Below are 21515 nucleotides of genomic sequence, written 5' to 3' on the forward strand. Positions count from 1 at the left end.
AGAGTTTTCGCGGAAGAATACCCTAAGGATAATTTAACCGATTTCGATAACAACGTCACTGGTGAGGGGGTGGCCCACGCATACCAGCACATAACCTTGCTTCATTTCGGCGTCGGATAATCCTTCGCGCTCATCCAAATGTACTTTGCCGGACAGGCATTTCCCACGGCAGGCTGTACATAAACCGGCCTGGCAGGAATACGGCAAGTCAATATCCTGATCCAGAGCGGCTTCTAGAATAGTCTGGTTGGCCGCTACGGCTACGGAATACTCCGATCCTTCATACTGAATGGTAACGGTCCGGGGCTGATTGGCATCATCTTCCGCCGCTACTGAAACATCTCCGTGGCCATTGGGCTGGTTGGCAGCCACTTCACTGGAGTCGGCGGCGGCCATGAAGCTTTCACGGTGAATGTTGGCGGCCGGCACACCCAGCAGTTCCAAAGCCGCTTTGGCTTCGGCCATCATGCCATCGGGGCCGCAAAGGAAATACTCGGCCTGCTCGGCCGGGAACTGGTGGCGCTGCTCCAGAATACGCAGCAGCATGGTGCGGTTGAGGCGCCCGGTATGCTGGTGCGCCGCTACGGGCTGCTTGGGCTGGGTGTAAATATGCTCTACCTGTAGGCGGCCGGCATAGCGGGCTTCCAGCTGCGCCAGCTGCTGCCGGAAAATAACAGATTCTTCATTGCGGTTGCCGTACACCAGCAGCACGTGGCTCTCGGGCTCCTCCTGCAGCACGGCTTTCAGCATGCTCATGAGGGGCGTAATACCGCTGCCGGCCCCTACCAACACCAACGAGCGGGCTGTTTTAGCGCCGGTTTTGAGCGTAAAATTGCCCAACGGAGCCATTACCTCCATTTGCTGGCCTACCTTCACCGTATCCAGCAGATAGTTGCTGACCAGGCCCCCGGGCACCCGCTTTACCGTAACCGAGAGCCGCGGCGCTTCGTTAGGCGTGCTGCTAAGCGAATACGAGCGGCGTTCTTTCTTTCCTCCGGCACCACAGGGTAAAATCAAGGTCAGAAACTGACCAGGCTGACAGGCAATAGGTTGGCGCTCAGGATGCTCTAGGTGGATGGTAACGGCGTCGGGGGTTTCCTGGGTGAGTTCAACGACGTTAAGGGTAAGGTAAGGAGAGCTCATTCGGGTGGTGAACTGACTAAAAAAAGGTTTACGTAGACGGAAGGCCCACGGATTTTAAGCGGGCTGCAAAGTACGGGATTCTGCACCGTTCGTTTTAGCTTGGTGCCCGCATTTTACACTGGTACATCTCCAAATTTTACATCTGCCGGGCTTCGGCCTTACTTTCTCCCATTTATGTCTGCACTTGCCCAGCTGCTGGAACGCCATCAGCACGAATTTGGTCCGGTTCTGCCCGTTGATCTGAATGCTCCCGAAGTTACCCGCCTGGATTTTACCGCCGCCAATTCGGTGGTAGCGCGGGCTGACCTGCGCGACACGGCTGCTTTTGAAGCGTTGGTACAACAGCTTTTAGCTGATAAAGAAGCGGCTATTGGCGTGGGCGGCTACCTGGAGAACCGGGTTATATACCGCCGGAGCCCGGAGTTGTTCGGCGACGCGGCCCGGCCCCGCTCCCTGCACCTGGGCGTAGATATCTGGCTGCGGGCCGGCACCCCCGTGCTGGCACCGCTGGATGCCGTGATACATAGCGTGGAAGACAACGAAGGTTTTGGCAATTACGGCCCTACTGTTATTCTACAGCATCAGCTGGAAGACACTACCTTCTACACCCTCTACGGCCACCTGACCCGCCGCGAAACCGCCCTGCTACGCCCCGGCATGACGGTGGAAAAGGGCGTAGCCTTCACGGAAGTGGGCCCCGCGCCCGAAAATGGCGACTGGCCCCCTCACCTGCACTTTCAGATTATTGCGGATATGCAGGACTACGTAGGCGACTACCCCGGCGTAGCACTACCGGAAGAGCGGGAAAAGTGGGCGGAGCTCTGCCCCGACCCTAACCTGATTCTCCAGAGCCAGTGGCTCTAACCGAACCTTCTATTTATGAAGCACCAGCAAAAGCCCGGCTCTCATTCCACTGAGAGCCGGGCTTTTGCTGGTGCTTTTGAATACGGATTAGTTACCTGGATTAATCAAACTTAATAGCGACAACCGGCTTGATGCGGGAAATCAGGAAGGTGGGAATGAGTACGGCCAGCAGGGACATTCCGAAAGTAGCCACGTTCAGCAGCACAATGATGAGCGGGTCCCAGTGAATCGGCACCCGATCCATGTAGTAGTTCTCGGGGTCGAGGGGGATGATGTGGAAAAAGTACTGAATGGCGCAGAAGCCCAGGCCAATGAGGTTGCCGTACAAAATGCCTTTGATGGTCAGATTCAGCCCCCGGAAAAAGAACATGCTCCGGATCTGGTTATCGGTGGCACCAATGGCCTTTAGCACCCCAATCATGTTGGTGCGCTCCAGAATCATGATGAAGATGGTAGCCACCATGTTAAAGGTCGCCACAAACACAATCAGCAGCAGGAAGATTACCACGTTGCGGTTCAGTAGCTGCAGCCAGTCGAAGAGCTGCGCATATTCCTCCGTGATTTTATCCAGCTTCAGGTCGTAGCGCAGGTTTTCGTACAGCTCATCGGCTACGGGGTCCAGCTGATTGAAGTCCTTGAGGACCACTTCCATGCCGCCTACCAGTGAGTCGGGCCAGGCATTGAGGTCCCGGATCTGGCGAATGTCGCCGATGACGTAGACTTCATCAAACTCATCCAGGCCGGTTTGGTAGATGCCGCTCACGGTAAAGCGCCGGATGCGGGGCGGATTCTGGATAAAGTAGAACAGGGCATCGTCGCCCACTTTCAGGCGTAGCTTATCAGCTACTTTGCGGGAAAGCAGGACTTCCTCGGATGCAGCCGTATCGGGGAAGGTAATGAAGCGGCCGGCCACCAGATTCTGGCGCATGAGCGAGGGGCTTTTCCGCTCATCAATGCCCTTCAATACCACGCCCAGAACCTCTTCCTTGGTTTTGATAATGGCCGTTTTCCGGGCGAAGGGCTGCGTGGATTTTATCTGCGGAAAATGCCGTAAGTCATTCTGCAGTTGCCCGTTACCAATAGGCTCTACCTCCAGCGAGTTATTATTGTCGTACTTGCTGATGGTAAGGTGCGCCCCAAACGAGAATATCTTGCTTTGAATTTCGTTTCGGAACCCTTCCAGAATAGCAAACGACACAATCATCACCGCCACCCCAAGGGCAATGCTGATGATTGCTATTTTTGTCACCGTCGAGGTGAAAGACCCCGAATCGGCGCCGTCTATTTTGTGGGATATGTACCGCGCAACATTCACTGCCGTAAAGCTACGTGTCTGTCACCAGTTTTCCAGTTGTCATTTTTCGGATGCACTCCCTCCTCCTTTCCGGCCTTTGTAGCCTTTCCTCGCTGTTTATTTCCGGTTGTGCCACCACGCCCGTTGCCAGCACGCTCCCAACGGCCAGCGCCCCCACGCCCGCTTCGCCCGGAATTGCTGCTCCCCCGGCTGCTGCCCCGTTGCAGGTGGGAGCCGCGCAGTTTGCCAAATATCTACCCCAGCTGCGCGGCAAGCGGGTGGGCCTGGTAGTCAACCAAACTTCCCGCGTGGGCGGCTCCCATTTGGTAGATACCCTGCTGGCCCAAGGCGTACAGGTACGCAGCATTTTTGCGCCGGAGCACGGTTTCCGTGGCGAGGCCGCCGATGGAGCTACCATTAAGGATGGGCGCGATACCCGCAGCGGCCTGCCCGTGCGCTCTTTATACGGTGCCACCAAAAAGCCTACGCCAGAAATGCTGCAGGACTTGGATGTACTGGTATTTGATATTCAGGACGTAGGCGCACGCTTCTACACCTTTATCAGTACCCTGCACTATGTAATGGAAGCCGCCGCCGAGCAGGGCAAGGAGGTAGTGGTACTAGACCGCCCCAACCCTAACGGGTATTACGTGGATGGCCCCGTGCTGGAGCCTGCTTATAAGTCTTTCGTGGGCATGCACCCCATCCCCATTGTACACGGCCTCACGGTGGGCGAGCTGGCCCGCATGATAAACGGGCAGAAATGGCTGGCCGGGGGCCGGCAGGCCCGCCTCACGGTAGTGCCGGTGGCACACTATACCCATGCCACCCGGTATGTGCTGCCCGTGCGCCCTTCGCCCAATCTGCCCACCGCCCGGGCCGTGCAGCTGTATCCGTCTATCTGCCTGTTTGAAGGCACCGAGGTAAGCGTAGGTCGCGGTACGGATATGCCGTTTGAAGTTATTGGCAGCCCCACGCAGCCCGCCTCGCGCCCTTACCAGTTTAGGCCGCGCCCTAATACCGGCTCGCCCACGCCCCCGCAGAACGGCAAGCTTTGCTACGGCCTCAATCTGCACCAGCCCACCGCCGACGACTCCACCGGCTTCACGCTAAAATACCTGCTGGATTTTTACCACCAGAGCACCGCCAAAGACAAGTTCTTCGGCAAGTATTTCGAGCAGCTGACCGGCACGCTGAGCTTACGCCAACAGATTATAGCCGGTAAATCAGAAGCCGAAATCCGGCAGTCCTGGGAGCCGGCGCTGGGCCAGTATAAGCTAATGCGTAAGCAATATCTGCTCTATCCAGATTTTAAATAACCTTTCCCCTCCTGCTCCAAACTGCTTCTAGAAGCTGTCTTTGCCAGTTTTCATTATATGACAGAAAGTCCTCTCCGTCTGATTTTTATGGGCACGCCGGAATTTGCGGTGCCCACGCTGGAAGCTTTGCTCAGCTGGCCGGGCTGCCAGGTGGTGGCCGTGGTTACGGCCCCGGACAAAGCCGCCGGGCGCGGACGGCAGCTAGCCGAGTCGGCGGTGAAACAAGCGGCTGTGCGGCATGGCTTGCCCGTGTTGCAGCCTACCAACCTCAAGGCCCCGGAGTTTCAGGCGGAGCTGCGCGCATTTGCCGCTGATCTGCAAGTGGTGGTGGCTTTCCGAATGCTGCCCGAAGCCGTATGGAATATGCCGCGCCTGGGTTCCATTAATATTCACGCTTCCCTGCTGCCGCAATACCGCGGCGCCGCCCCCATTAACTGGGCCCTCATGCACGGCGATACGCAAACGGGCGTGACTTCCTTCTTTCTGCAACACGAAATAGACACCGGCAACCTGATTTTTCAGGATGCGGTGGACATTGCGCCTACTGATGATTTTGGCTCTTTGTATGAAAAGCTGAAAGAAGCCGGCGCGGCGCTGGCGCTACGCACAGTCCGGGCTATTGCCTCGGGCACGGCGCCCAGCATTCCGCAGCAGGGGTCATCAGCGTTACGGACTGCTCCCAAAATTCAGAAAGAAACCGGCCGCCTCAATTTCCTGCGCGCTGCTCCGGATCTGGCCAACTGGGTGCGCGGCCTCTCGCCTATCCCCACGGCTTTCACACAACTCCCCGATGGGCGCACACTGAAGGTATTTCGGGCCGAAGCCCTGGCCGATGAGGATGCCAGCGGACCGCATCCCGAGGCCGTGCCCGGCACCTGGCTCACCGATGGCCGCACCTACCTGCGCATTCAAACCGCCAATGGCCTCCTGGATCTGCTGGATGTGCAGTTGGAAGGCAAAAAGCGGATGCTGATTACTGATTTTCTGCGTGGTTTCAATACTGCTGCGCTCAACCCCTCTGCTGTATGATAGCCCTTATCGTTGCCGTAGCCGAAAACAACGTCATCGGCCATAACAACCAACTGATCTGGCACCTGCCCAATGACCTGAAGCATTTTAAACAGCTTACTCTGGGGCACCCTATTATTATGGGGCGCCGCACGTTTGAAAGCATTGGCCGGCCACTGCCGGGCCGCACCAACGTTGTAGTAACCCGCCAAACCGACTGGCAAGCGCCCGGCTGCACTACCGCTTACTCAGTTCCGGAAGCCTTGGAAGTTGCGGGCAAGCTGGACGAAGAGGTTTTTATCATTGGGGGCGGCGAAGTGTATAAGGAGGCCCTGCCGGCAGTGGATATTATCTACCTGACGGAAGTGCATCATAACTTTGAAGGAGAGGTTCGCTTCCCGGAGCTGGACCTTGCGGTGTGGCAGGAAGAAACCCGGGAGCGGCACGAGCCGGACGAAAAGCATGCTTTCTCCTACAGCTTTGTGACGCTCCGCCGCCGCTAGAAAACCCCTTAAACGGCAATCTATCACCCGGCTACGCAACAACATGACTGTTGGACAGCGTGGCTACCTGTTGTGCCCTGCCATGGTTATCAGAAATAAAAAAGCCGCCCATGAGGCGGCTTTTTTATGGAGTTATATCTACCTGAATTGGTTTTTAACGCAGCAGCACCAGCTTACCCCAGTCCTTTTTAAAGGCTTTATCACCGGCGGTACGGCGGCGCTCGAACTGGCCGGACTGGTCCATGATAACACGGTATAGGTAGGTGCCATTGGCCAGTCGGTCACCAAACTCGTCGGTGCCATCCCAGGCAAACTGGCTGATGTTATTGCCGATGTGCAAGGGACCCAGCTCAGCCATCATAATCTCGCGCACTACTTTGCCCGTCAGCGTCATAATCTGAATTTTCATGTCGCGGGGCAGTTCGGCGCCCGTCATGGTGAAAACAAAGCGGGTTTTGCTGGTTACCGGGTTGGGGTAAGGATAAACGTTGGTGATGGTAGAAGCATTTATTACTTCAAACGATACCTCATACCGCTCTACCGCCGCCTGTGTCCCGTTGACGTCGGTGCCCTGCACCTGCAGCTTATACACGCCATCGGCCAGCTTCTCCGGGCGGTATTCTACCTGCGCGGTGCCTTTGGCAGCGTCGGTCCGGAACGTTACGGCGGGGCTGTTCATGTCAATTCTTTCGGCCACGGTGCCGCCCGGGCGGGTGAGCAGCAACTGGAAGTTGCTGGGGTCTTTTATGGCCCGCACCTTGTCCTCATCATGAAGCACCGCCGTAATAATGGGCGAGGGCGACACGATGTCTCCGTTCAGGATGTGCTGACCATCGAAAGCGACATCCAGGGTGGGAGGCAGGTTTTTATCGGCGGCGTTAAAGTTCAGATCCAGCTGGTTGTTGAAGTAATAAAGCTCCGGCAGCAGCTTGGGGTTTACATCAACATGCACGGAGGTAGCCCCCGTTAAGCCTGCCACATCCAGCTTGTACAAATACGTAACGGTAGAGTCTGCCTTGAGAATGCGGGGCGAGGTGAGCGTGATTTCCGGGCTAACGGTATTGCCGTTGCGCACCGTAGCCACAGCCTTCACTTTATCCGAGAAATCAATAGTAGAAACGTTCTGGAACACTACCGGCACTGTAATAGTACCGCTTGCCGCCTGTTTCTCCAGGGTAGTGGCATCATAGCTGCCCGCCGTGGCCAGGTCACGCCGAACCAGGCCTTCTGGGAAGCCCTGATAGGTGACCAGCCACTGCTTGAGCTGCGGCGCTTTCCGGCTCTGTTCGTCCTTTGCCTGCAGTTCCAGCTGCAGATAAGGATAATCCTTGGCCGATACTTCGCTCAGGCTAAACTGCTCGCTCTGCACTTTATCAAACAGTACCTGGCTGGCGCCTTCGGCATTAATACCAAGCACTTTCAGCGTGTAGGTTCCCGTAGCGCTGGCCTTAATATCGTGAAACAGGGTACCCCAATTCTGGGCCGGACCAATGCGGGTGGATATCAGGACGCCACTTGTGCCCAGCGTTTTCATAGATGCGTTCAGCGTGATTACCTGGTCATAGCGGGGAGTAGCGCTGGTTAAGTCAGCCGTCATTTCCTGCGCCTTACCTGCCGCTAAGCCTTTCTGGCCCAGAATTACAAATGGGTCACTATCCTGCAGGTTGTTAATCAGCGACGAGCCTATCGAAGTTAATGCGGCCTTCAGCGTAGTAGGGAAGGTAGAGAACCTCACCCGGTTGAGGCTCACAGCCGCCACATAGTATCCTTCCGGAACATTATTTAAGAAGGTTGTAAGTTGTGCTTGGCGAGAACTTGTAAATATATCAGGGAAGTGGTAATACGTTGCAGATGACTCACCACATTGCTGGTAGGGCCCCCCGGATATATTCATAACTCGCTCCAGTGTAGTAGGATTAAATACGGCAATCAGAATATTTGCCTTGCTTGTACCACAGTTAGCATTATAGGTAGGCTCATCCTCCACCTGAATTCCAAACATGGAGTTAAACGTAATTCCATTACCGGTAGGGCTCCCCCCCCGCCGGCTCGCAGGGCGAGAGTCTTTTTAATCTCTTCAAATTTCCATTCTGAAGCCGGAGTTGTTACACGCAGACCTTGGGCCTCATTGCGCGCAAACTGCCCATAATGGCTCTGCGACCAGCCCTGGGGGCTATTCTCAATTACCCGGAAAGAGCTGGCGGCCCACTCCTGGATTTCATCTGCCTGCGGATCTTTAAAGCGCAAACGCCAGTAGTATACCACGCTGTCTTTGGCAGCACCGGAGAGAGTGGGACGCCAATCCGGCGCTACGCTGGCCGTAACGCTGGTACGCTGCACGGCCGGGCTGTTAAAGGTAGGAACCGTGTCCAGTTCAAACTCGAAAGCACGGGGTGCGGCCAACGGGTCATTGTTCTGCGCTACCAAATGCACCGAGTTGGAAGGTACAATAGCAAACTCAACCGGAGAAAGTATGGTTACTCCACCCTGTAGGAAGTTGTAGGTGAGGGATGCCTGATTGTTGCTTTCATTCAGCTCATCCACCTTACCCGCATAATCCAGCTGAACGGTGAAACGGCTCTGCCCAAATACGTTGCCGGTATTGGCAATTTCAACGGTCAGAACCGAGTCGCGGCTCAGTGGGGGGAACACACGCGTGATGACATCATTCGCCCGGCCGTTGGCGGAAGGATATTCGCGGGTAATAGAGATATGAAGCGAGTCGCGGGTGAGCTTTCCCAGATTACTAGCGCCGATTTTCAGTAGAAACGCGGGAGAGGTCGCCTGTACTTTGGTTTGTCCGGCTACGGGCGCTACTTCTAAACGGGTATCATCCGTGGCATAGTCAGGCTTATCAGGTGCGTAGAGCGACAAAGTAGGGTCACCCTGCCAAATGGTATTCATGGCCAGGGAAATAGCGTGCGGGTCGCCGGGGAATTGCTCCAGCACCTGGCGGGCTACCTCCCGAAACACCACCGGAATGGGCTTACCATACCACGCTGGGTCATTGAAAAGGGCTTTGTACAGGTTGTCGCAGTAAAAATCTAACTGATGCTCATATCCGAAGTCGGAATCAGCCAGAAAGCCAATAGCCCCTCGTTCAGGCGCCAGCGTCCATATTTCACCTACTGAGGTAGGCGAAGCGGAAAAGGCCTGCCCGGCTGCGCAGCCGTTGATAATGAAAACCGGGTACTTGCCTTTATTATTATAGTTATTGACGGGGTCATTGGGGTTGCCCAGGTTCAGATCGAAGACGGTAGGTGCGCCATGTCCAAAATAGGTTATCAATGATAAACCTGCATTCAGCTCCGGTGCAATGTTAACGTACACCGGGTAGCGCTGATAATCCCCCTCCAGGGTGCGGGTAATGGTACGAACCACTTTACCACCAAATAAAGGAGCTTCCAGACGCTTCTTATACTTATGCATATAAGCCTGAAACTGCGCCTGCTGGGCTTTATCCTCGCCGCCCGCCATGTGGAGGGCATTTTTGCGCCAGGCCTCATTACCCAAAGCCTCGTGCTCTTTTATCTTATTGAGGTAATTGAGCACATCCGTTGAGCTACGGGCGGCTAACCGTCCCGTTGGAATGTTCGCTAAGTAAGAGCCTGTTTCCCAATCTGCTGAAAAAAAGTTATCTGATGCTGCTCGCGTTGTAGTAGGCACCAAATCTTTTTCCGGAAGGTTAGCTGCATTCTGCCGGTAAAAAGTACCACCCGGACCTTTTTCTCCAGATATCATGCCCCGGCCCAGCAAAAACATATAACGTGAAGTGTTGGGAGCCCCAGCAATAAGCCATTTGGCAAAATGGCGTATTGCCAGCGGGGATGTTTCCCCATAGTGATATTGATCGAAGAGTTGTTGGCTCGTGATTACCAAGGTATCGTACTTGCCCCCAACTGCAGATGCGCGATACTCTGCATATGCCCTTACTGGGTTACTTACGTCACCAGATGGCTGCATTAAGAAAGGATGGCTAATAATAAGGAACCCAACTTTGGTTGGATCAATAACTCTAAACTCAACTTTTCGAGCCGGTGAAGGCACAAATGCTTTCGCAGCATCTGCTATCAACAAGGCTCGTGTTTGTCCTGCAGCTGCAGGAAATACAAATCCTCTCTTATTACTCCCTAGTGCTTCCCCTTCAATGCGTTCAATAGCGTATGGATTCGTAATATCATAGCCACGTGTTGTAGCAGGAATACTATCCAGAACATAATAGGCCGGCCCAGCTAAAGTAGAATCATTTTCAAATGTAATTGAACGGGAATTTGTCAAACGCGGCAACTGCGGGTAACGCAAACGGAAGAATCCCCATCTATACCTGTCGCTAGGATCTGTAGTCAGATTGTGTACTGAATAGGTTGACTTAAACTTACCGTTAGTACCTATGTCGGAAGCCCTTACTCCAAGGGTTTGAGTTGAAGTTTCAAAGCCCTTAAACTTAATTGATGTCAATAGGCTGGGTGTAGTACTTCCTTGAGGAAAGAATCTAACATCAGCTGTGTGTGCCACATTTGTACCTCCTACCAGCGCGAAGGTCAGTTTAGGGGCGGGCCCGGTTCGTACAAAATTGAAAATACTATCTAAGTCAAACCCAATCCCCGGATCCTCCTTGTTTATTTCCCCAGATAAATATGCCTCACCGGCTTCGCCCCATGGAGCAAAAGCTAGAAGTCCATTATCGCCAGACAAATAACTATTAGTAGGAATTCGCCAACGGCTTTGCCACCAATAGGCATGCGGATTAGAGCCCACCTGATTTGACTCTGCCATACGCTTGCCGGCGGTACCGGTTTTCCAGGTCAGAAAGTAGGCTGCGGTATCTGAAAAAAGGCTGTAGAGCTGATGCGGCTGGTCTTTGGCATTCTTGTACATATCCCGGTCCAGCTGGCCATCATTACGCTGGCCGTAAAACTCCAGATAGGTAGTCTGATCCAGGGAAGAAGCATTGCCACCCACATAGATTGGCACTTCTTTGCCGCGCCGGATCAGCTGAAAATCCTGCGGATTGACGCCCGTAATTCCGGCTTTGGTCAGGTACTGATAGTCCAGATGGTAGATACCATCGCGCACCACTTTTATCTTATAGTAGGGCTGGCCGGCTACAATCCACTCATTGCCATAAGGCCCCGACTGGGCAGCAAGCGGTAAGCCAGACAATAACAAAACCAGCAGGGCGCACCACTGCAAGCCGTTACGCCATTTAGTTAATATGTATCGGTGATTCATATAGCAAGAGATGAAATGCTCGGCAAAAGGTGTTAATGCGAATCAGGCAGCGGGTTTATTGAAATCCGTAGCCCAGCGAAACAATGATGGAGTTGGTCTGGGAGCGTTGCCCTACCTTTTCTACTGCCAGGCGCGACAAAGCAACATCCAGGCGCAGGCCGCTGGTGGTAAAGCCAACCCCCAGGCTGGGCTGGGCGCGCCACTCTTCCTTGCCCGTGCCCACCGCTTTTACCTTTTGGAAATTGCTGACCCCACCGCGCAAAAAGGCCACATTGTGGTAACCCACTTCCAGGCCCACATGGGGGTCGATGCTGACAAAGCTGGTAGAAACCGGGGTGTTGCGCTTACCATCGGTAGTTAGCTCCAGATCCGTGGCAAGCAGGGCCGTGAATTGGCCCGGTAGTTTGATAGTGCGCGCAGCACCCAGCACAAAGCGGGGCAGCGTAACCTCAGCACTGCTTTTGGGGATGGCTAGGGTATCCTGGGTGCTGCTCTGAAACTTCTCGCTGTTAATAGACCAGGCCGTTACGGTGGTGGTAATATCCCGGGCCATGAGGCCAAACTGCCAGTCGCCGCGCCGTAGCTGCGCACCGGCGTCTACGCCAAAGCCCCAGGCCGTGGCAAAGCTGCCCACATTGCGGTAAATGATTTTACCATTGGCGCCAATCTGCAGGCCCTCTACCATGTCCAGCTTGCGGGCATAGGAGAGCAGCAGGGCATAATCGGCCACGGAGAAGTAATTAATCCGGTTGTAGTCTATCTGGCCGTACTCATTTACCAGCGCGCGGGTGTCCGCAATATCATCTACCCCCAGCCGAATGATGCTGGCACCAATGGCGCTGCGCTCATCCAGCGGCATAGAGAAGGCGGCATAGTCGTTTTTTACAATGCCGGAGAAAAGCTCCGAGTGCATCAGCACGGCATCGTACTTAGTCTTCTGAGTCAGCAGGCCGGCCGGGTTCCAATAGCCGGCCGTAGCATCCTGAGCCAGGCTTACCTGTGTATTGCCCATGGAAAGGGCCCGCCCCCCTACCCCAATGTTCAAAAACTCATTGGCATACTTGGGCGTGCGGTCTTCGCTCTGCGCCAAAGCCGTTGATAATGAGGCCCATCCAAGGCCACTAAAAATCAGAAACCGGGCAAGACTGGAAAAGTGCGGCATAGAGGATGGAAAGGCAGAGAGGTAGAATTCGTTGCACAACGCAAATATCCGGCGAATAGTGCGAGTAAACTATCAGAAATAAAACGGGCTAAAAAGTGCCTGATGCCTGAGGTTTCAGGGTCACAAGCAAAGACTGTGAAAAGCCAGAAATGCCGATAAAAACACAAGAAAATAAGATTTGTGCATGGTACTAATATAGGAGAAACTGGACTTATTCCAACAAAAATTATCGAAAAACATTATTTCTGAAAAATATTTCAACAGGTACCTTGCGTTGCATAGTACCTTTTACTATCTTTGACTCATTCTTCATCCACTACCACGCGTCAGCCCTATGAAAGTAGAGAACACCCAAGTGCAGATGCGGAAGGGAATTCTGGAGTTCTGCATCCTGGAAATCATTGCCCGGGGCGAGGTTTACGCTTCCGACATGCTCGAAGAGCTGACGGCGGCCCGCATGATTGTGGTAGAGGGCACCCTCTACCCACTGCTCACTCGCCTGAAAAATGCCGGTTTGCTGGACTATACCTGGAAAGAATCCACTTCCGGTCCGCCTCGCAAGTATTACACGCTCACGCCTACCGGGCAGGACTTCCTGCACCAACTGCGCCTGACGTGGGAGGAAATCGAGGAGTCTATCCAGATTATCCGCACGCATCCCTCCACCTCCGCCGCCGGGTAACGGCCGGCAGTTTCTGACCAGTATTTCTGAACCGCAGCACCAGATGAAAAAGAACATCAGTATTAACCTGCAGGGCCTGATCTTCCACATAGAGGAAGATGGCTACGAAGTACTTGGCCGCTATCTGGCCGAAGTACGAGCGCACTTCTCGGGCTACCCCGGGCACGATGAAATTGTGTCCGACATTGAGGGGCGCATTGCCGAGCTCTTCGCCGCCCGCCTTTCCTCCACCAAGCAGGTAATTACGCTGGGGGATGTAGAAGAAATGACCGCCAAAATGGGCCGCGTCAGTGAGTTCCAATCGGCTGAGGAGCTGGATGAGGATGAGCTGCAGGATGCCGTAGCCAATGGCCGCATGCCCGAAGCCAGCGCCGCTGCTTCGGCCACTGCCGAGGAGCCCCGCCGCTTATACCGCGACATGGCCAACCGCAAAATTGCCGGGGTAGCCGCTGGTATTGCCCGCTACTTTGTCATCAATCCGTTGTGGGTACGCCTGGGCTTTCTGGCTCTGCTTTTTCTGCCCAATATTCTGTTCCACCGCTTCTGGGATGGGGACGGCAACCTGGACCTGCCGGGCATTAGCATTCTGGCCTACATCATTCTCTGGATTGCGCTGCCCAAGCGGTACGATATTACCCCCACCGACGAGGATCCTACCTTCAAAAAGCTGTATCGGGACACCGATAATGGCAAAATAGGCGGGGTTTCGGCTGGTCTGGCCGCTTACTTCAAGTATGATGTAGTAGTGTTCCGCCTGCTGTTTGTGCTGGGCATCTTCATCGGGTTCGGTATTCCGCTCTATATCATTCTCTGGATTCTTCTGCCGGAGGCCAAAACGGCCTCCGACAGACTCCGGATGCGGGGCGACGCCGTGACGCTTTCCGGCATCGACAGCAACCTGCGCAACCAAGCCTTTGAGGCGGGCGCTACCCCGGGCACTAACCGCCCGGTAGGCACCTTTCTGGAAGAGCTCTTCCGTAACCTGCGCCCCTTACTAAGCCTGGTTGGCTCCATTATCCGGGTGTTTGTTGCCATTATGCTGATCATCTTTGGCCTTAGTCTGCTGATTGGCACACTCACCGGATTAGGTGCAGCCCTCGGCATTCTTACATCTGATAATATTCATCTGGATGGCGTGCCCGTGTATACCCTTGTGGGTGATCTGCCCGGTTGGTTTTTACTGAGTGCTTTCCTGGCCGCCTTTATTCCGGCACTGGCCATGCTGCTCACAGGAGTAGGTTTGCTGTTGCGCCGTACGATTCTGCGCCGCTCAGCTGCCCTCACCCTGCTGGGTCTCTGGATGCTGGGTGTGGTAGGCTCCATTATGGGCGGTATCAAAATCAGCAGCAATTACCAGGAGGATGGCGAGCATACCCAGGAAGTGAAGTTTCCAGCCCTCACCAAAAACCCGGTGAAGCTGGATCTGCACTACCTCAGTCAGGGGCAGTTTGCGGGCTCTGAGCTGGTAGCCGCCGACAGCGGGCAGGCCATTAGCGTGCTGCAGGAAGTAACCGCCAAAGGTCCTACCGAAGCCGAGGCCAACCGCATGGCCACCAGCAGCGTGACCTACCGCATGCGCGCCGCCAACGATTCTACCCTCATTTTCGATAACCATTTCCGGTACGCCCCCGGTGCCCGCATGCGCGACCAGCATCTGATGCTCACGATCCGCCTGCCCCGGGGCCGCCAGTACCGCATGACGCGCGAATTCGCCGACTGGTTAGGCAGCGAGTTCTTCGTGAACTCCACCATCCCTTCCGACATCGAGCGTTATACTTTCCGCATGAACGGCAACCTGCTGGAGTGCATTAACTGCCCCGCCAGCGCCCTGGAAAATTTTGATGCCGATGAGGATAACAACGATGAGGATGATTTCAATGTAAGCGTAAACTCCGACGACGAAGACGGTAGCGTGAACTTTGAGCTGGGCAACCTGAACTTCCCCACCAACCTCGACGCCTACGAAGGTGGCCGCCGCACTTTCAGCAATAAGGATTTCAGCCAGATAGAAGTAAGTGGTGCTTACCGCGTGTATGTGCGCCGCGGCGACACCTATCAGATTGAAGCCGCCGGCAATGAGCGCGACCTGCGCAACCTGCGGGTAGAAACCACCGGCGACCGGGTCGCCATCTTCTCCCGCCGCGGCGGCCTCTTTGGGCTTTCCAATATGAAGGACCCAATTCTGATTCGTATCCAGCTGCCCACGTTGCGCCATATTGAGTTAAGCGGCGCCAGCCTGGGTGATATTGCCGGTTTCTCCGGCGAGCCCCTGCAAGTGGAGCAAAGCGGCGCCAGCGCGGCCAAGCTGAACGTGAATGTGCCCCGCCTGGAACTAGAGCTGAGCGGCGCCTGCAAAACCGCCGTGCGCGGCGAGGCCCGGGAGCTGAAAGTGGAAGAATCCGGCCTGTGCAACGTAGAGGCCCTGAATCTACGGACCAACCGCGCTAAACTGGACCTATCCGGTGCCAGCAAGGCCCGGGTGCGCGTGGCAGAACGCCTTCAGGCTGAGGTTACTGGCTCCAGCTACGTATATTATGCTGGCAACCCAAGCAGCGTAGAGAAGGATGAATCCGGCGACTCTCACGTACGCCCTTTCAATAAGTCGCGAGCGGAATAACTTATTGAAACCTTAACACACGTTTTCTCGAAGTACTTAAAAATGGCCGCACCTTTGCGGCACTTTTATACGATTTTACTACTGTCCAAAAATATAAAAGACCGGTCGGGCAACCCTCGGGCCCCGACCGGCCTCTTTTGGCAGGATGAGATTGAGAAAGGGTCTATTTGGTGAGTGAATGATGACCCTGAGGAAGCCCCTTCGCCTTACCGAGCTGCAACAGGAAGGCGAAGGCTTCCTCAAACTCATTCCGGATCTGGCCCTCCAGAATAGCTTCCAGTACGGCCTCCTTTAATTCGCCCACGGCGCGGGAAGGCTTCAGATTAAAGGTCTGCATAATGATTTCGCCCGTGATAACCGGCTTGAAATTGCGCAGATGGTCCTTCTCCTCCACTTCCTTCAGCTTCTCCTCCACCCGCTCAAAGTTGCGCAGATAACGCGCCACGCGCTGGTGGTCTTTGCTGGTTATATCGGCCTTGCACAGCTGCATCAGGCGGTCAATATCGTCGCCGGTTTCAAACAGCAGGCGGCGCACAGCTGAGTCCGTTACAGTTTCCTTGACCAGGGCAATAGGCCGCAGATGCAGGCGCACTAGCTTTTGCACCTGGCGCATTTCCTCGCCTAACGGCAGCTTAAGTTCCGTGAAGATATGCGGCACCCAGCGGGCGCCTTTGTCTTCGTGACCATGGAACGTCCAGCCTACTTTGGGATCGTAGCGCTTGGTGGCAGGCTTGGCAATATCGTGCAGAATGGCAGCCCAGCGCAGCCACAGGTCGCTGCCGGTGGCCACCACGTTGTCCAGCACCTGCAGGGTGTGGTAAAAATTATCCTTGTGCGCGTGCTGGCCTACTTTTTCCACCCCGTGCAGCTGCGCCATGCGGGGGAATATCAGCGGCAGCAGCCCGCTATGAAACAGCAGCTTAAACCCATAGCTGGGCTTGGGCGTCATGATAATCTTGTTGAGCTCGTCCGTAATCCGCTCCTGCGACACAATGCGGATGCGCTCCTTGTTGCGCGCAATGGCATCAAAGGTTTCGGGCTCTATATCGAAATCGAGCTGAGTAGCAAAGCGCACCGCGCGCATCATGCGCAGCGGGTCATCGGAAAAGGTAATATCCGGGTCGAGGGGCGTGCGGATGATTTTCCGCTTCAGGTCGCCCATCCCGTCGTAGCGGTCTATCAGAGTGCCAAAGTCCTGGGGGTTCAGGCTCAGACCCAGGGCATTGATGGTGAAGTCGCGGCGGGCTAGGTCCTCTTCCAGCGTGCCCGCTTCCACTTCTGGCTTCCTAGATTCTGAACGGTAGCTTTCGCGGCGCGCCCCCACAAACTCAATTTCCACCTCCGGCGTGGGCAGCATGGCCGTGCCGAAGTTGCGAAACACCGTTACGCGGGGCTGCGAAGGCAGGCGGCGGCCTACTTCCTGCGCCAGCCGGATACCGTCACCCACGCACACTACATCTACGTCCTTGCTGGGACGCTCCAGCGCAAGGTCGCGCACAAAGCCCCCGATGACGTAGGCCGGGTAGCCTAACTCGCCGGCGGCTTCGGCTATAGTCTGGAATAAAGGAAGATCAGGAAGCTGGGGAGTTTTCATGGGGCAGCAGCGGAACGCGGAGAAGCTACAAAGGTAACAACTCCCGGCCGGGCCATTTGTGCTTTCTACAGCCGGTTAGTCGCGCAGTACTTCCAGCGAGCCATCGGCCTGCACACGCACCACCCGGGAAGGAGCGGCTGCGGTGGCATCGTCCTGCCGCCAGTTTACTACATAATCGACTCCTTTAATCAGCTCCTGCTCTATTTCGGCGAAGGTGGCCGGCGTAAGCTTGCCACTGATGTTAGCCGAGGTGGAAACCACGCCGTGGCCCAGCCGGCGCACAATTTTATGGCTAAACTCGTCATCCTTCACGATGCGCAGCCCAATGGTGCCGTCGGGGCCTACCAGGTTTTTGGCTATGGCCGGGCTGGCCGGCACCACGTAGGTGGTAGGTTTTTCCTGCTTCTCAAGAAGCTCGGAGAGGTTAGGCGGCACCACGGCCGCGTAGCGCGCAAACATCTGCTCATCGGCTACCAGTACAATGCAGGGCTTATCCGCGTCGCGCTGCTTTAAAGCGTAGAGCTTATCTACGGCCGGGGGCACTTCGGCATCGCAGCCCAGGCCCCATACGGTATCGGTGGGGTACAGAATTACCTGTTGCAGCAGCAGGGCATCTACCGCAGATTCTACTTCCTGAATAAAAAACTTGCTCATGGCAGGGAAATTAAGAGCGCACACCGAAGCGTACCAACACTATATATATGGACAGCGGAGCCAGAGGTTACGAGCGCGGCGCTTCACCCCTGATTTCCTGACACAACTCTACCAATACGCCGGCGGCGCTTTTCGGGTGCACAAAACATACGAGCTTATTATCGGCCCCCCGCTTGGGTTCTTCGTTCAGGAGGGTGAAGCCCTCCGCGCGTAGCCGCACCATTTCGGCGTAAATATCCTGCACCTCAAAGGCTACGTGGTGAATGCCCTCCCCTTTCTTGCTGAGGTATTTGGTAATGGCGCTTTCCGGGGTAGTGCCGGCCAGCAGCTCAATTTTAGAGCCGCCCACCTGGAAGAAAACAGTGTCTACTCCTTCGCTGGCCACGTGCTCCTGCTTATAGGGGGGCGTGCCCAGCAGGCTAGTATATAAGGAAGTGGCAGCGGTCAGGTCCTGCACGGCCAGGCCCAGGTGTTCCAGGTTAGTGAACATACTAGTAATTGTGTGGGAGAAGCGGGTACAGCTTGTTTGGAATATGTCTACTTTTGTGCTGCAAAGTAAAACCTGTTTGCCGGTTTCCGTGTTCTACCGGCGAATCATTCTCCGCTGACAACCTATTTAGGCCATGCTTAAATTACCCATTTACCTCGATAATAACGCCACTACTCCCATGGATCCGCGGGTGTTGGAGGCTATGTTGCCCTACATGACTGAAATGTTCGGCAACGCGGCCTCCCGCAACCACGCATTCGGCTGGCAGGCAGAGGAGGCAGTAGATTATTCCCGGGAGCAAATTGCCAAGCTGATCAACTGCGACCCCAAGGAAATTATCTTCACCTCGGGCGCTACTGAGTCGGACAACCTGGGTATCAAAGGGGTATATGAGATGTATGCCCAGCGCGGCAACCATATCATTACCGCTACTACCGAGCACAAAGCCGTGCTGGATACGTGCAAGCACCTGGAAAAGCAGGGCGCCCGCGTAACGTATCTGCCTGTTAACTCGGAGGGCCTCATCAGCCTGGAGGAGCTGGAAGCCGCCATGACGCCCCAGACCATTCTGGTGTGCATTATGTACGCTAACAACGAAACCGGCACCATTCAGCCTCTGCGCGAAATTGCCGCCATTGCCCATAAACACGGTGCCCTGTTCATGACGGACGGCACTCAGGCTGTAGGCAAAATTCCGGTTGATGTCATTGCTGATGGTATTGACCTGATGGCCTTCTCAGCCCACAAAATGTACGGCCCCAAGGGCGTAGGTGCGTTGTATGTGCGCCGCAAAAACCCACGCGTGAAAGTTACCGCCCAGATGGACGGTGGCGGCCACGAGCGCGGCATGCGTTCCGGCACCCTTAACGTCCCCGGTATTGTAGGCCTGGGCAAAGCCGCCGAGCTGTGCCGCCTGGACATGGAGAGCGACAATGCCCGTATTTCCACCATGCGCGACCGGCTGGAAAAAGAGCTGCTCACGCTGGAAGAAAGCTACGTGAATGGTTCGCGCGAGCATCGCCTGCCGCACACCACTAACATCAGCTTTAAATACGTGGAAGGCGAAGGCCTGATGATGGGTGTGAAGGATCTGGCGGTTTCGTCGGGTTCGGCCTGTACGTCGGCCTCCCTGGAGCCCAGCTACGTGCTGAAGGCCCAGGGCCTGAGCGACGACCTGGCTCACTCCTCGTTGCGCTTCGGTTTGAGCCGCTTTACTACTGATGAGCAGGTAGATTACGCCATCAGCCACACCCGCGAAGCGGTAACCAAGCTCCGCGAAATGTCTCCCCTGTGGGAGATGTTCAAGGAAGGCATCGACCTCGACAAAATTGAGTGGGCTGAACACTAGGCTTCGCAATTCTGAATTATGAATGCTGAATTTTTAATTGGGTTACTAGCCGTTCATAAACATTCAGCACATAATTCATAATTCATAATTCAACTTTCAGAATTCAAAAATCATGGCTTACTCCGATAAAGTTATCGACCATTACAGCAACCCACGTAACGTAGGCACGCTGGACAAAAGCAAAAAGAACGTAGGCACCGGCCTGGTGGGCGCCCCTGAGTGCGGCGACGTTATGCGCCTGCAGATTGAGGTAGACGAAAACACCAACACCATCACCGACGCTAAATTCAAGACGTTCGGCTGTGGTTCGGCAATTGCCTCTTCCTCCCTGGCTACGGAATGGCTGAAAGGCAAGACCGTAGACGAGGCCCTGGCCATCGACAACATGGAAATTGTGGAAGAGCTGGCGCTGCCACCCGTAAAAATTCACTGCTCGGTACTGGCCGAAGACGCCATCAAGTCGGCCATCAACGACTACCGCGTGAAGAATGGCTTGCCCGAGCTGGAAGTAGCTAAGTCGCACCATTAATAGGACTTAGGAACTTAGGGCTTAGGTTTTAGGGCAGTATAGATATGTTCTTGCCGCGCTAAAGCCTAAGCCCTAATCCCTAAAACACTAAGACCTAACCAATGGAGGTTTCCACCGACGTCCACGTAGAAAGCGCCCGCATTCAGCGCCAGATAGAAGAGCATCTGGGCATGGGGCCGGGCAATTTATTGTTTGAGTTCCGGCAGTTGGATGGGCAGGTACGCCTGGATTTGATAACCGTGAATCCGCGCCACCAGCAAAGCTTCTTGTTTCGTTACGAGGTAGGCTACGATAAGCTGGATGCGCTGCGGAAAATGCTGGCCTACGTACAGCGCTTCCGCGACACCGAAAGCTCCTACACCATTCAGTGGCGCGCCCGCGGCGACAAAGAGTTGCAAACCTCCTACTTCCGGGCGCATAACACCTACGAAGCCCTGGACAAGCTCTACTACGGACGCGACCTGAACACCATTACCGTGTTCAGCGTGGTGTTAAACCCCAGCAGCTAGGAATTGGCAGCCGGGAGCTATATCGGGAAAACTTTTGTTCTCTTATTAAGCTCCCCTCCTCACTCCCAGCTCCTAACTTCTAGATTCTTCCATAAGCCATGATTACCGTTTCAGATAAAGCCAAGGAAAAAATTGAGCACCTGATTGCCGATGCTCACCTGGACCCTACCTACCGCCTGCGCGCTTCGGTGGCTGGCGGCGGCTGCTCTGGCCTCTCCTATAAGCTTGACTTCGATAATGAAGTAAAGCCCATGGACCAGGAGTTTGAGGACAAAGGTGTGCGCGTGGTAGTAGATATGAAAAGCTTTCTGTACCTGGCCGGCACGGAGTTGAACTTCTCCGACGGCTTGAACGGAAAAGGCTTTTACTTTGATAACCCCAATGCTTCCCGCACCTGTGGTTGCGGCGAAAGTTTCTCGGTATAATACTGCTGACTGGCAAGTTATCTAACAAGAAAGGCTACTCCTCGGGGTAGCCTTTCTTGTTGAAAGTTGACTCACTTTACGTTTCCGGGTCCTTGCACTTGCCGCAATCAGAGGAAGTGCAAGCTGGCTAAAGAAAACAGCA

The 21515-nt window shown here is 54.9% G+C and carries 18 protein-coding genes; 10 read left to right on the forward strand and 8 right to left on the reverse strand.

What is annotated here, in order from left to right:
• Positions 1 to 33 precede the first annotated feature (33 nt).
• Entirely contained in the window at positions 34 to 1143 is a 1110-nt protein-coding gene (locus PK28_RS12000) for a ferredoxin--NADP reductase (RefSeq protein ID WP_044514157.1), read from the reverse strand.
• 174 nt (positions 1144 to 1317) lie between these two features.
• On the opposite strand from PK28_RS12000, the gene PK28_RS12005 reads away from it, so the two are divergent.
• A complete protein-coding gene (locus tag PK28_RS12005) occupies positions 1318 to 2007 on the forward strand; it encodes a peptidoglycan DD-metalloendopeptidase family protein (protein ID WP_044514159.1) in 690 nt (229 codons plus the stop codon).
• A gap of 100 nt (positions 2008 to 2107) precedes the next feature.
• Here PK28_RS12005 and PK28_RS12010 read toward each other — a convergent pair whose 3' ends face one another.
• Positions 2108 to 3256, reverse strand: a complete 1149-nt coding sequence (locus PK28_RS12010; RefSeq protein ID WP_231576147.1) for an ABC transporter permease — start codon at positions 3254 to 3256, stop codon at positions 2108 to 2110.
• A gap of 116 nt (positions 3257 to 3372) precedes the next feature.
• On the opposite strand from PK28_RS12010, the gene PK28_RS12015 reads away from it, so the two are divergent.
• The 3 genes from PK28_RS12015 to PK28_RS12025 are packed head-to-tail and all read left to right on the forward strand — an operon-like array spanning position 3373 to position 6131.
• The gene (locus PK28_RS12015; protein WP_082017081.1) at positions 3373 to 4620 is read left to right on the forward strand and encodes an exo-beta-N-acetylmuramidase NamZ family protein; all 1248 of its coding nucleotides are present in this window, start codon (positions 3373 to 3375) and stop codon (positions 4618 to 4620) included.
• A gap of 57 nt (positions 4621 to 4677) precedes the next feature.
• Complete coding sequence (gene fmt / locus PK28_RS12020; RefSeq protein WP_044514163.1) at positions 4678 to 5649, forward strand: methionyl-tRNA formyltransferase; 972 nt, start codon at positions 4678 to 4680, stop codon at positions 5647 to 5649.
• Complete coding sequence (locus PK28_RS12025) at positions 5646 to 6131, forward strand: dihydrofolate reductase (protein WP_044514165.1); 486 nt, start codon at positions 5646 to 5648, stop codon at positions 6129 to 6131. The genes fmt and PK28_RS12025 overlap by 4 nt, the downstream gene beginning before the upstream one ends.
• Before the next feature lie 154 nt (positions 6132 to 6285).
• On the opposite strand, the gene PK28_RS12030 is transcribed toward PK28_RS12025, so the two are convergent.
• Genes PK28_RS12030 through PK28_RS12045 form a run of 3 tightly spaced genes read right to left on the reverse strand, consistent with a single transcriptional unit; the run spans position 6286 to position 12525 of the window.
• Positions 6286 to 8133 (reverse strand): interleukin-like EMT inducer domain-containing protein, encoded by a 1848-nt coding sequence (locus tag PK28_RS12030; RefSeq protein WP_082017082.1) that lies wholly within the window; start codon positions 8131 to 8133, stop codon positions 6286 to 6288.
• Positions 8061 to 11363 carry a putative type IX secretion system sortase PorU2 gene (gene porU2 / locus PK28_RS20145; RefSeq protein WP_082017083.1) on the reverse strand — a complete coding sequence of 1101 codons (3303 nt, stop codon included), beginning with the start codon at positions 11361 to 11363 and terminating at the stop codon, positions 8061 to 8063. The genes PK28_RS12030 and porU2 overlap by 73 nt, the downstream gene beginning before the upstream one ends.
• 55 nt (positions 11364 to 11418) lie before the next feature.
• Positions 11419 to 12525, reverse strand: a complete 1107-nt coding sequence (locus PK28_RS12045) for a putative type IX sorting system protein PorV2 (RefSeq protein ID WP_082017084.1) — start codon at positions 12523 to 12525, stop codon at positions 11419 to 11421.
• 334 nt (positions 12526 to 12859) lie between these two features.
• Here PK28_RS12045 and PK28_RS12050 point away from each other — a divergent pair, with 334 nt between their 5' ends.
• Together PK28_RS12050 and PK28_RS12055 are read left to right on the forward strand one after the other, a co-directional pair.
• Entirely contained in the window at positions 12860 to 13207 is a 348-nt protein-coding gene (locus PK28_RS12050; RefSeq protein ID WP_044514172.1) for a PadR family transcriptional regulator, read from the forward strand.
• A gap of 43 nt (positions 13208 to 13250) precedes the next feature.
• Positions 13251 to 15824, forward strand: coding sequence for a PspC domain-containing protein (locus PK28_RS12055; RefSeq protein ID WP_044514173.1), 2574 nt, complete (start codon positions 13251 to 13253; stop codon positions 15822 to 15824).
• Between the two features lie 163 nt (positions 15825 to 15987).
• Here PK28_RS12055 and PK28_RS12060 read toward each other — a convergent pair whose 3' ends face one another.
• The 3 genes from PK28_RS12060 to mce all read right to left on the reverse strand — a co-directional run bounded on the left by PK28_RS12060 (position 15988) and on the right by mce (position 18562).
• Positions 15988 to 17418 (reverse strand): CCA tRNA nucleotidyltransferase, encoded by a 1431-nt coding sequence (locus PK28_RS12060; RefSeq protein ID WP_044514174.1) that lies wholly within the window; start codon positions 17416 to 17418, stop codon positions 15988 to 15990.
• Positions 17419 to 17493: 75 nt separating this feature from the next.
• Entirely contained in the window at positions 17494 to 18072 is a 579-nt protein-coding gene (locus tag PK28_RS12065) for an L-threonylcarbamoyladenylate synthase (RefSeq protein ID WP_044514175.1), read from the reverse strand.
• Between the two features lie 67 nt (positions 18073 to 18139).
• Positions 18140 to 18562 (reverse strand): methylmalonyl-CoA epimerase, encoded by a 423-nt coding sequence (gene mce, locus PK28_RS12070; RefSeq protein ID WP_044514176.1) that lies wholly within the window; start codon positions 18560 to 18562, stop codon positions 18140 to 18142.
• Between the two features lie 133 nt (positions 18563 to 18695).
• On the opposite strand from mce, the gene PK28_RS12075 reads away from it, so the two are divergent.
• The 4 genes from PK28_RS12075 to PK28_RS12090 all read left to right on the forward strand — a co-directional run bounded on the left by PK28_RS12075 (position 18696) and on the right by PK28_RS12090 (position 21373).
• On the forward strand, positions 18696 to 19910 hold the full coding sequence (locus tag PK28_RS12075; RefSeq protein ID WP_044514177.1) for an IscS subfamily cysteine desulfurase: 1215 nt from the start codon (positions 18696 to 18698) through the stop codon (positions 19908 to 19910).
• Positions 19911 to 20022: 112 nt separating this feature from the next.
• The gene (gene iscU / locus PK28_RS12080) at positions 20023 to 20439 is read left to right on the forward strand and encodes a Fe-S cluster assembly scaffold IscU (protein WP_044514179.1); all 417 of its coding nucleotides are present in this window, start codon (positions 20023 to 20025) and stop codon (positions 20437 to 20439) included.
• Between the two features lie 101 nt (positions 20440 to 20540).
• A complete protein-coding gene (locus PK28_RS12085) occupies positions 20541 to 20948 on the forward strand; it encodes a hypothetical protein (RefSeq protein ID WP_044514180.1) in 408 nt (135 codons plus the stop codon).
• A gap of 98 nt (positions 20949 to 21046) precedes the next feature.
• Complete coding sequence (locus tag PK28_RS12090) at positions 21047 to 21373, forward strand: HesB/IscA family protein (RefSeq protein WP_044514182.1); 327 nt, start codon at positions 21047 to 21049, stop codon at positions 21371 to 21373.
• Positions 21374 to 21515 lie beyond the last annotated feature (142 nt).

The sequence above is a fragment of the Hymenobacter sp. DG25B genome, from assembly GCF_000801315.1.
Taxonomy (GTDB): domain Bacteria; phylum Bacteroidota; class Bacteroidia; order Cytophagales; family Hymenobacteraceae; genus Hymenobacter.

What these genes read in the sequence shown, in the direction of transcription:
- PK28_RS12000 (WP_044514157.1), bottom strand. Translation starts at nt 1,143, where the DNA reads ATGAGCTCTCCTTACCTTACCCTTAACGTCGTTGAACTCACCCAGGAA.
- PK28_RS12005 (WP_044514159.1), top strand. Translation starts at nt 1,318, where the DNA reads ATGTCTGCACTTGCCCAGCTGCTGGAACGCCATCAGCACGAATTTGGT.
- PK28_RS12015 (WP_082017081.1), top strand. Translation starts at nt 3,373, where the DNA reads ATGCACTCCCTCCTCCTTTCCGGCCTTTGTAGCCTTTCCTCGCTGTTT.
- fmt (WP_044514163.1), top strand. Translation starts at nt 4,678, where the DNA reads ATGACAGAAAGTCCTCTCCGTCTGATTTTTATGGGCACGCCGGAATTT.
- PK28_RS12025 (WP_044514165.1), top strand. Translation starts at nt 5,646, where the DNA reads ATGATAGCCCTTATCGTTGCCGTAGCCGAAAACAACGTCATCGGCCAT.
- PK28_RS12030 (WP_082017082.1), bottom strand. Translation starts at nt 8,133, where the DNA reads ATGTTTGGAATTCAGGTGGAGGATGAGCCTACCTATAATGCTAACTGT.
- porU2 (WP_082017083.1), bottom strand. Translation starts at nt 11,363, where the DNA reads ATGAATCACCGATACATATTAACTAAATGGCGTAACGGCTTGCAGTGG.
- PK28_RS12045 (WP_082017084.1), bottom strand. Translation starts at nt 12,525, where the DNA reads ATGCCGCACTTTTCCAGTCTTGCCCGGTTTCTGATTTTTAGTGGCCTT.
- PK28_RS12050 (WP_044514172.1), top strand. Translation starts at nt 12,860, where the DNA reads ATGAAAGTAGAGAACACCCAAGTGCAGATGCGGAAGGGAATTCTGGAG.
- PK28_RS12055 (WP_044514173.1), top strand. Translation starts at nt 13,251, where the DNA reads ATGAAAAAGAACATCAGTATTAACCTGCAGGGCCTGATCTTCCACATA.
- PK28_RS12060 (WP_044514174.1), bottom strand. Translation starts at nt 17,418, where the DNA reads ATGAAAACTCCCCAGCTTCCTGATCTTCCTTTATTCCAGACTATAGCC.
- PK28_RS12065 (WP_044514175.1), bottom strand. Translation starts at nt 18,072, where the DNA reads ATGAGCAAGTTTTTTATTCAGGAAGTAGAATCTGCGGTAGATGCCCTG.
- mce (WP_044514176.1), bottom strand. Translation starts at nt 18,562, where the DNA reads ATGTTCACTAACCTGGAACACCTGGGCCTGGCCGTGCAGGACCTGACC.
- PK28_RS12075 (WP_044514177.1), top strand. Translation starts at nt 18,696, where the DNA reads ATGCTTAAATTACCCATTTACCTCGATAATAACGCCACTACTCCCATG.
- iscU (WP_044514179.1), top strand. Translation starts at nt 20,023, where the DNA reads ATGGCTTACTCCGATAAAGTTATCGACCATTACAGCAACCCACGTAAC.
- PK28_RS12085 (WP_044514180.1), top strand. Translation starts at nt 20,541, where the DNA reads ATGGAGGTTTCCACCGACGTCCACGTAGAAAGCGCCCGCATTCAGCGC.
- PK28_RS12090 (WP_044514182.1), top strand. Translation starts at nt 21,047, where the DNA reads ATGATTACCGTTTCAGATAAAGCCAAGGAAAAAATTGAGCACCTGATT.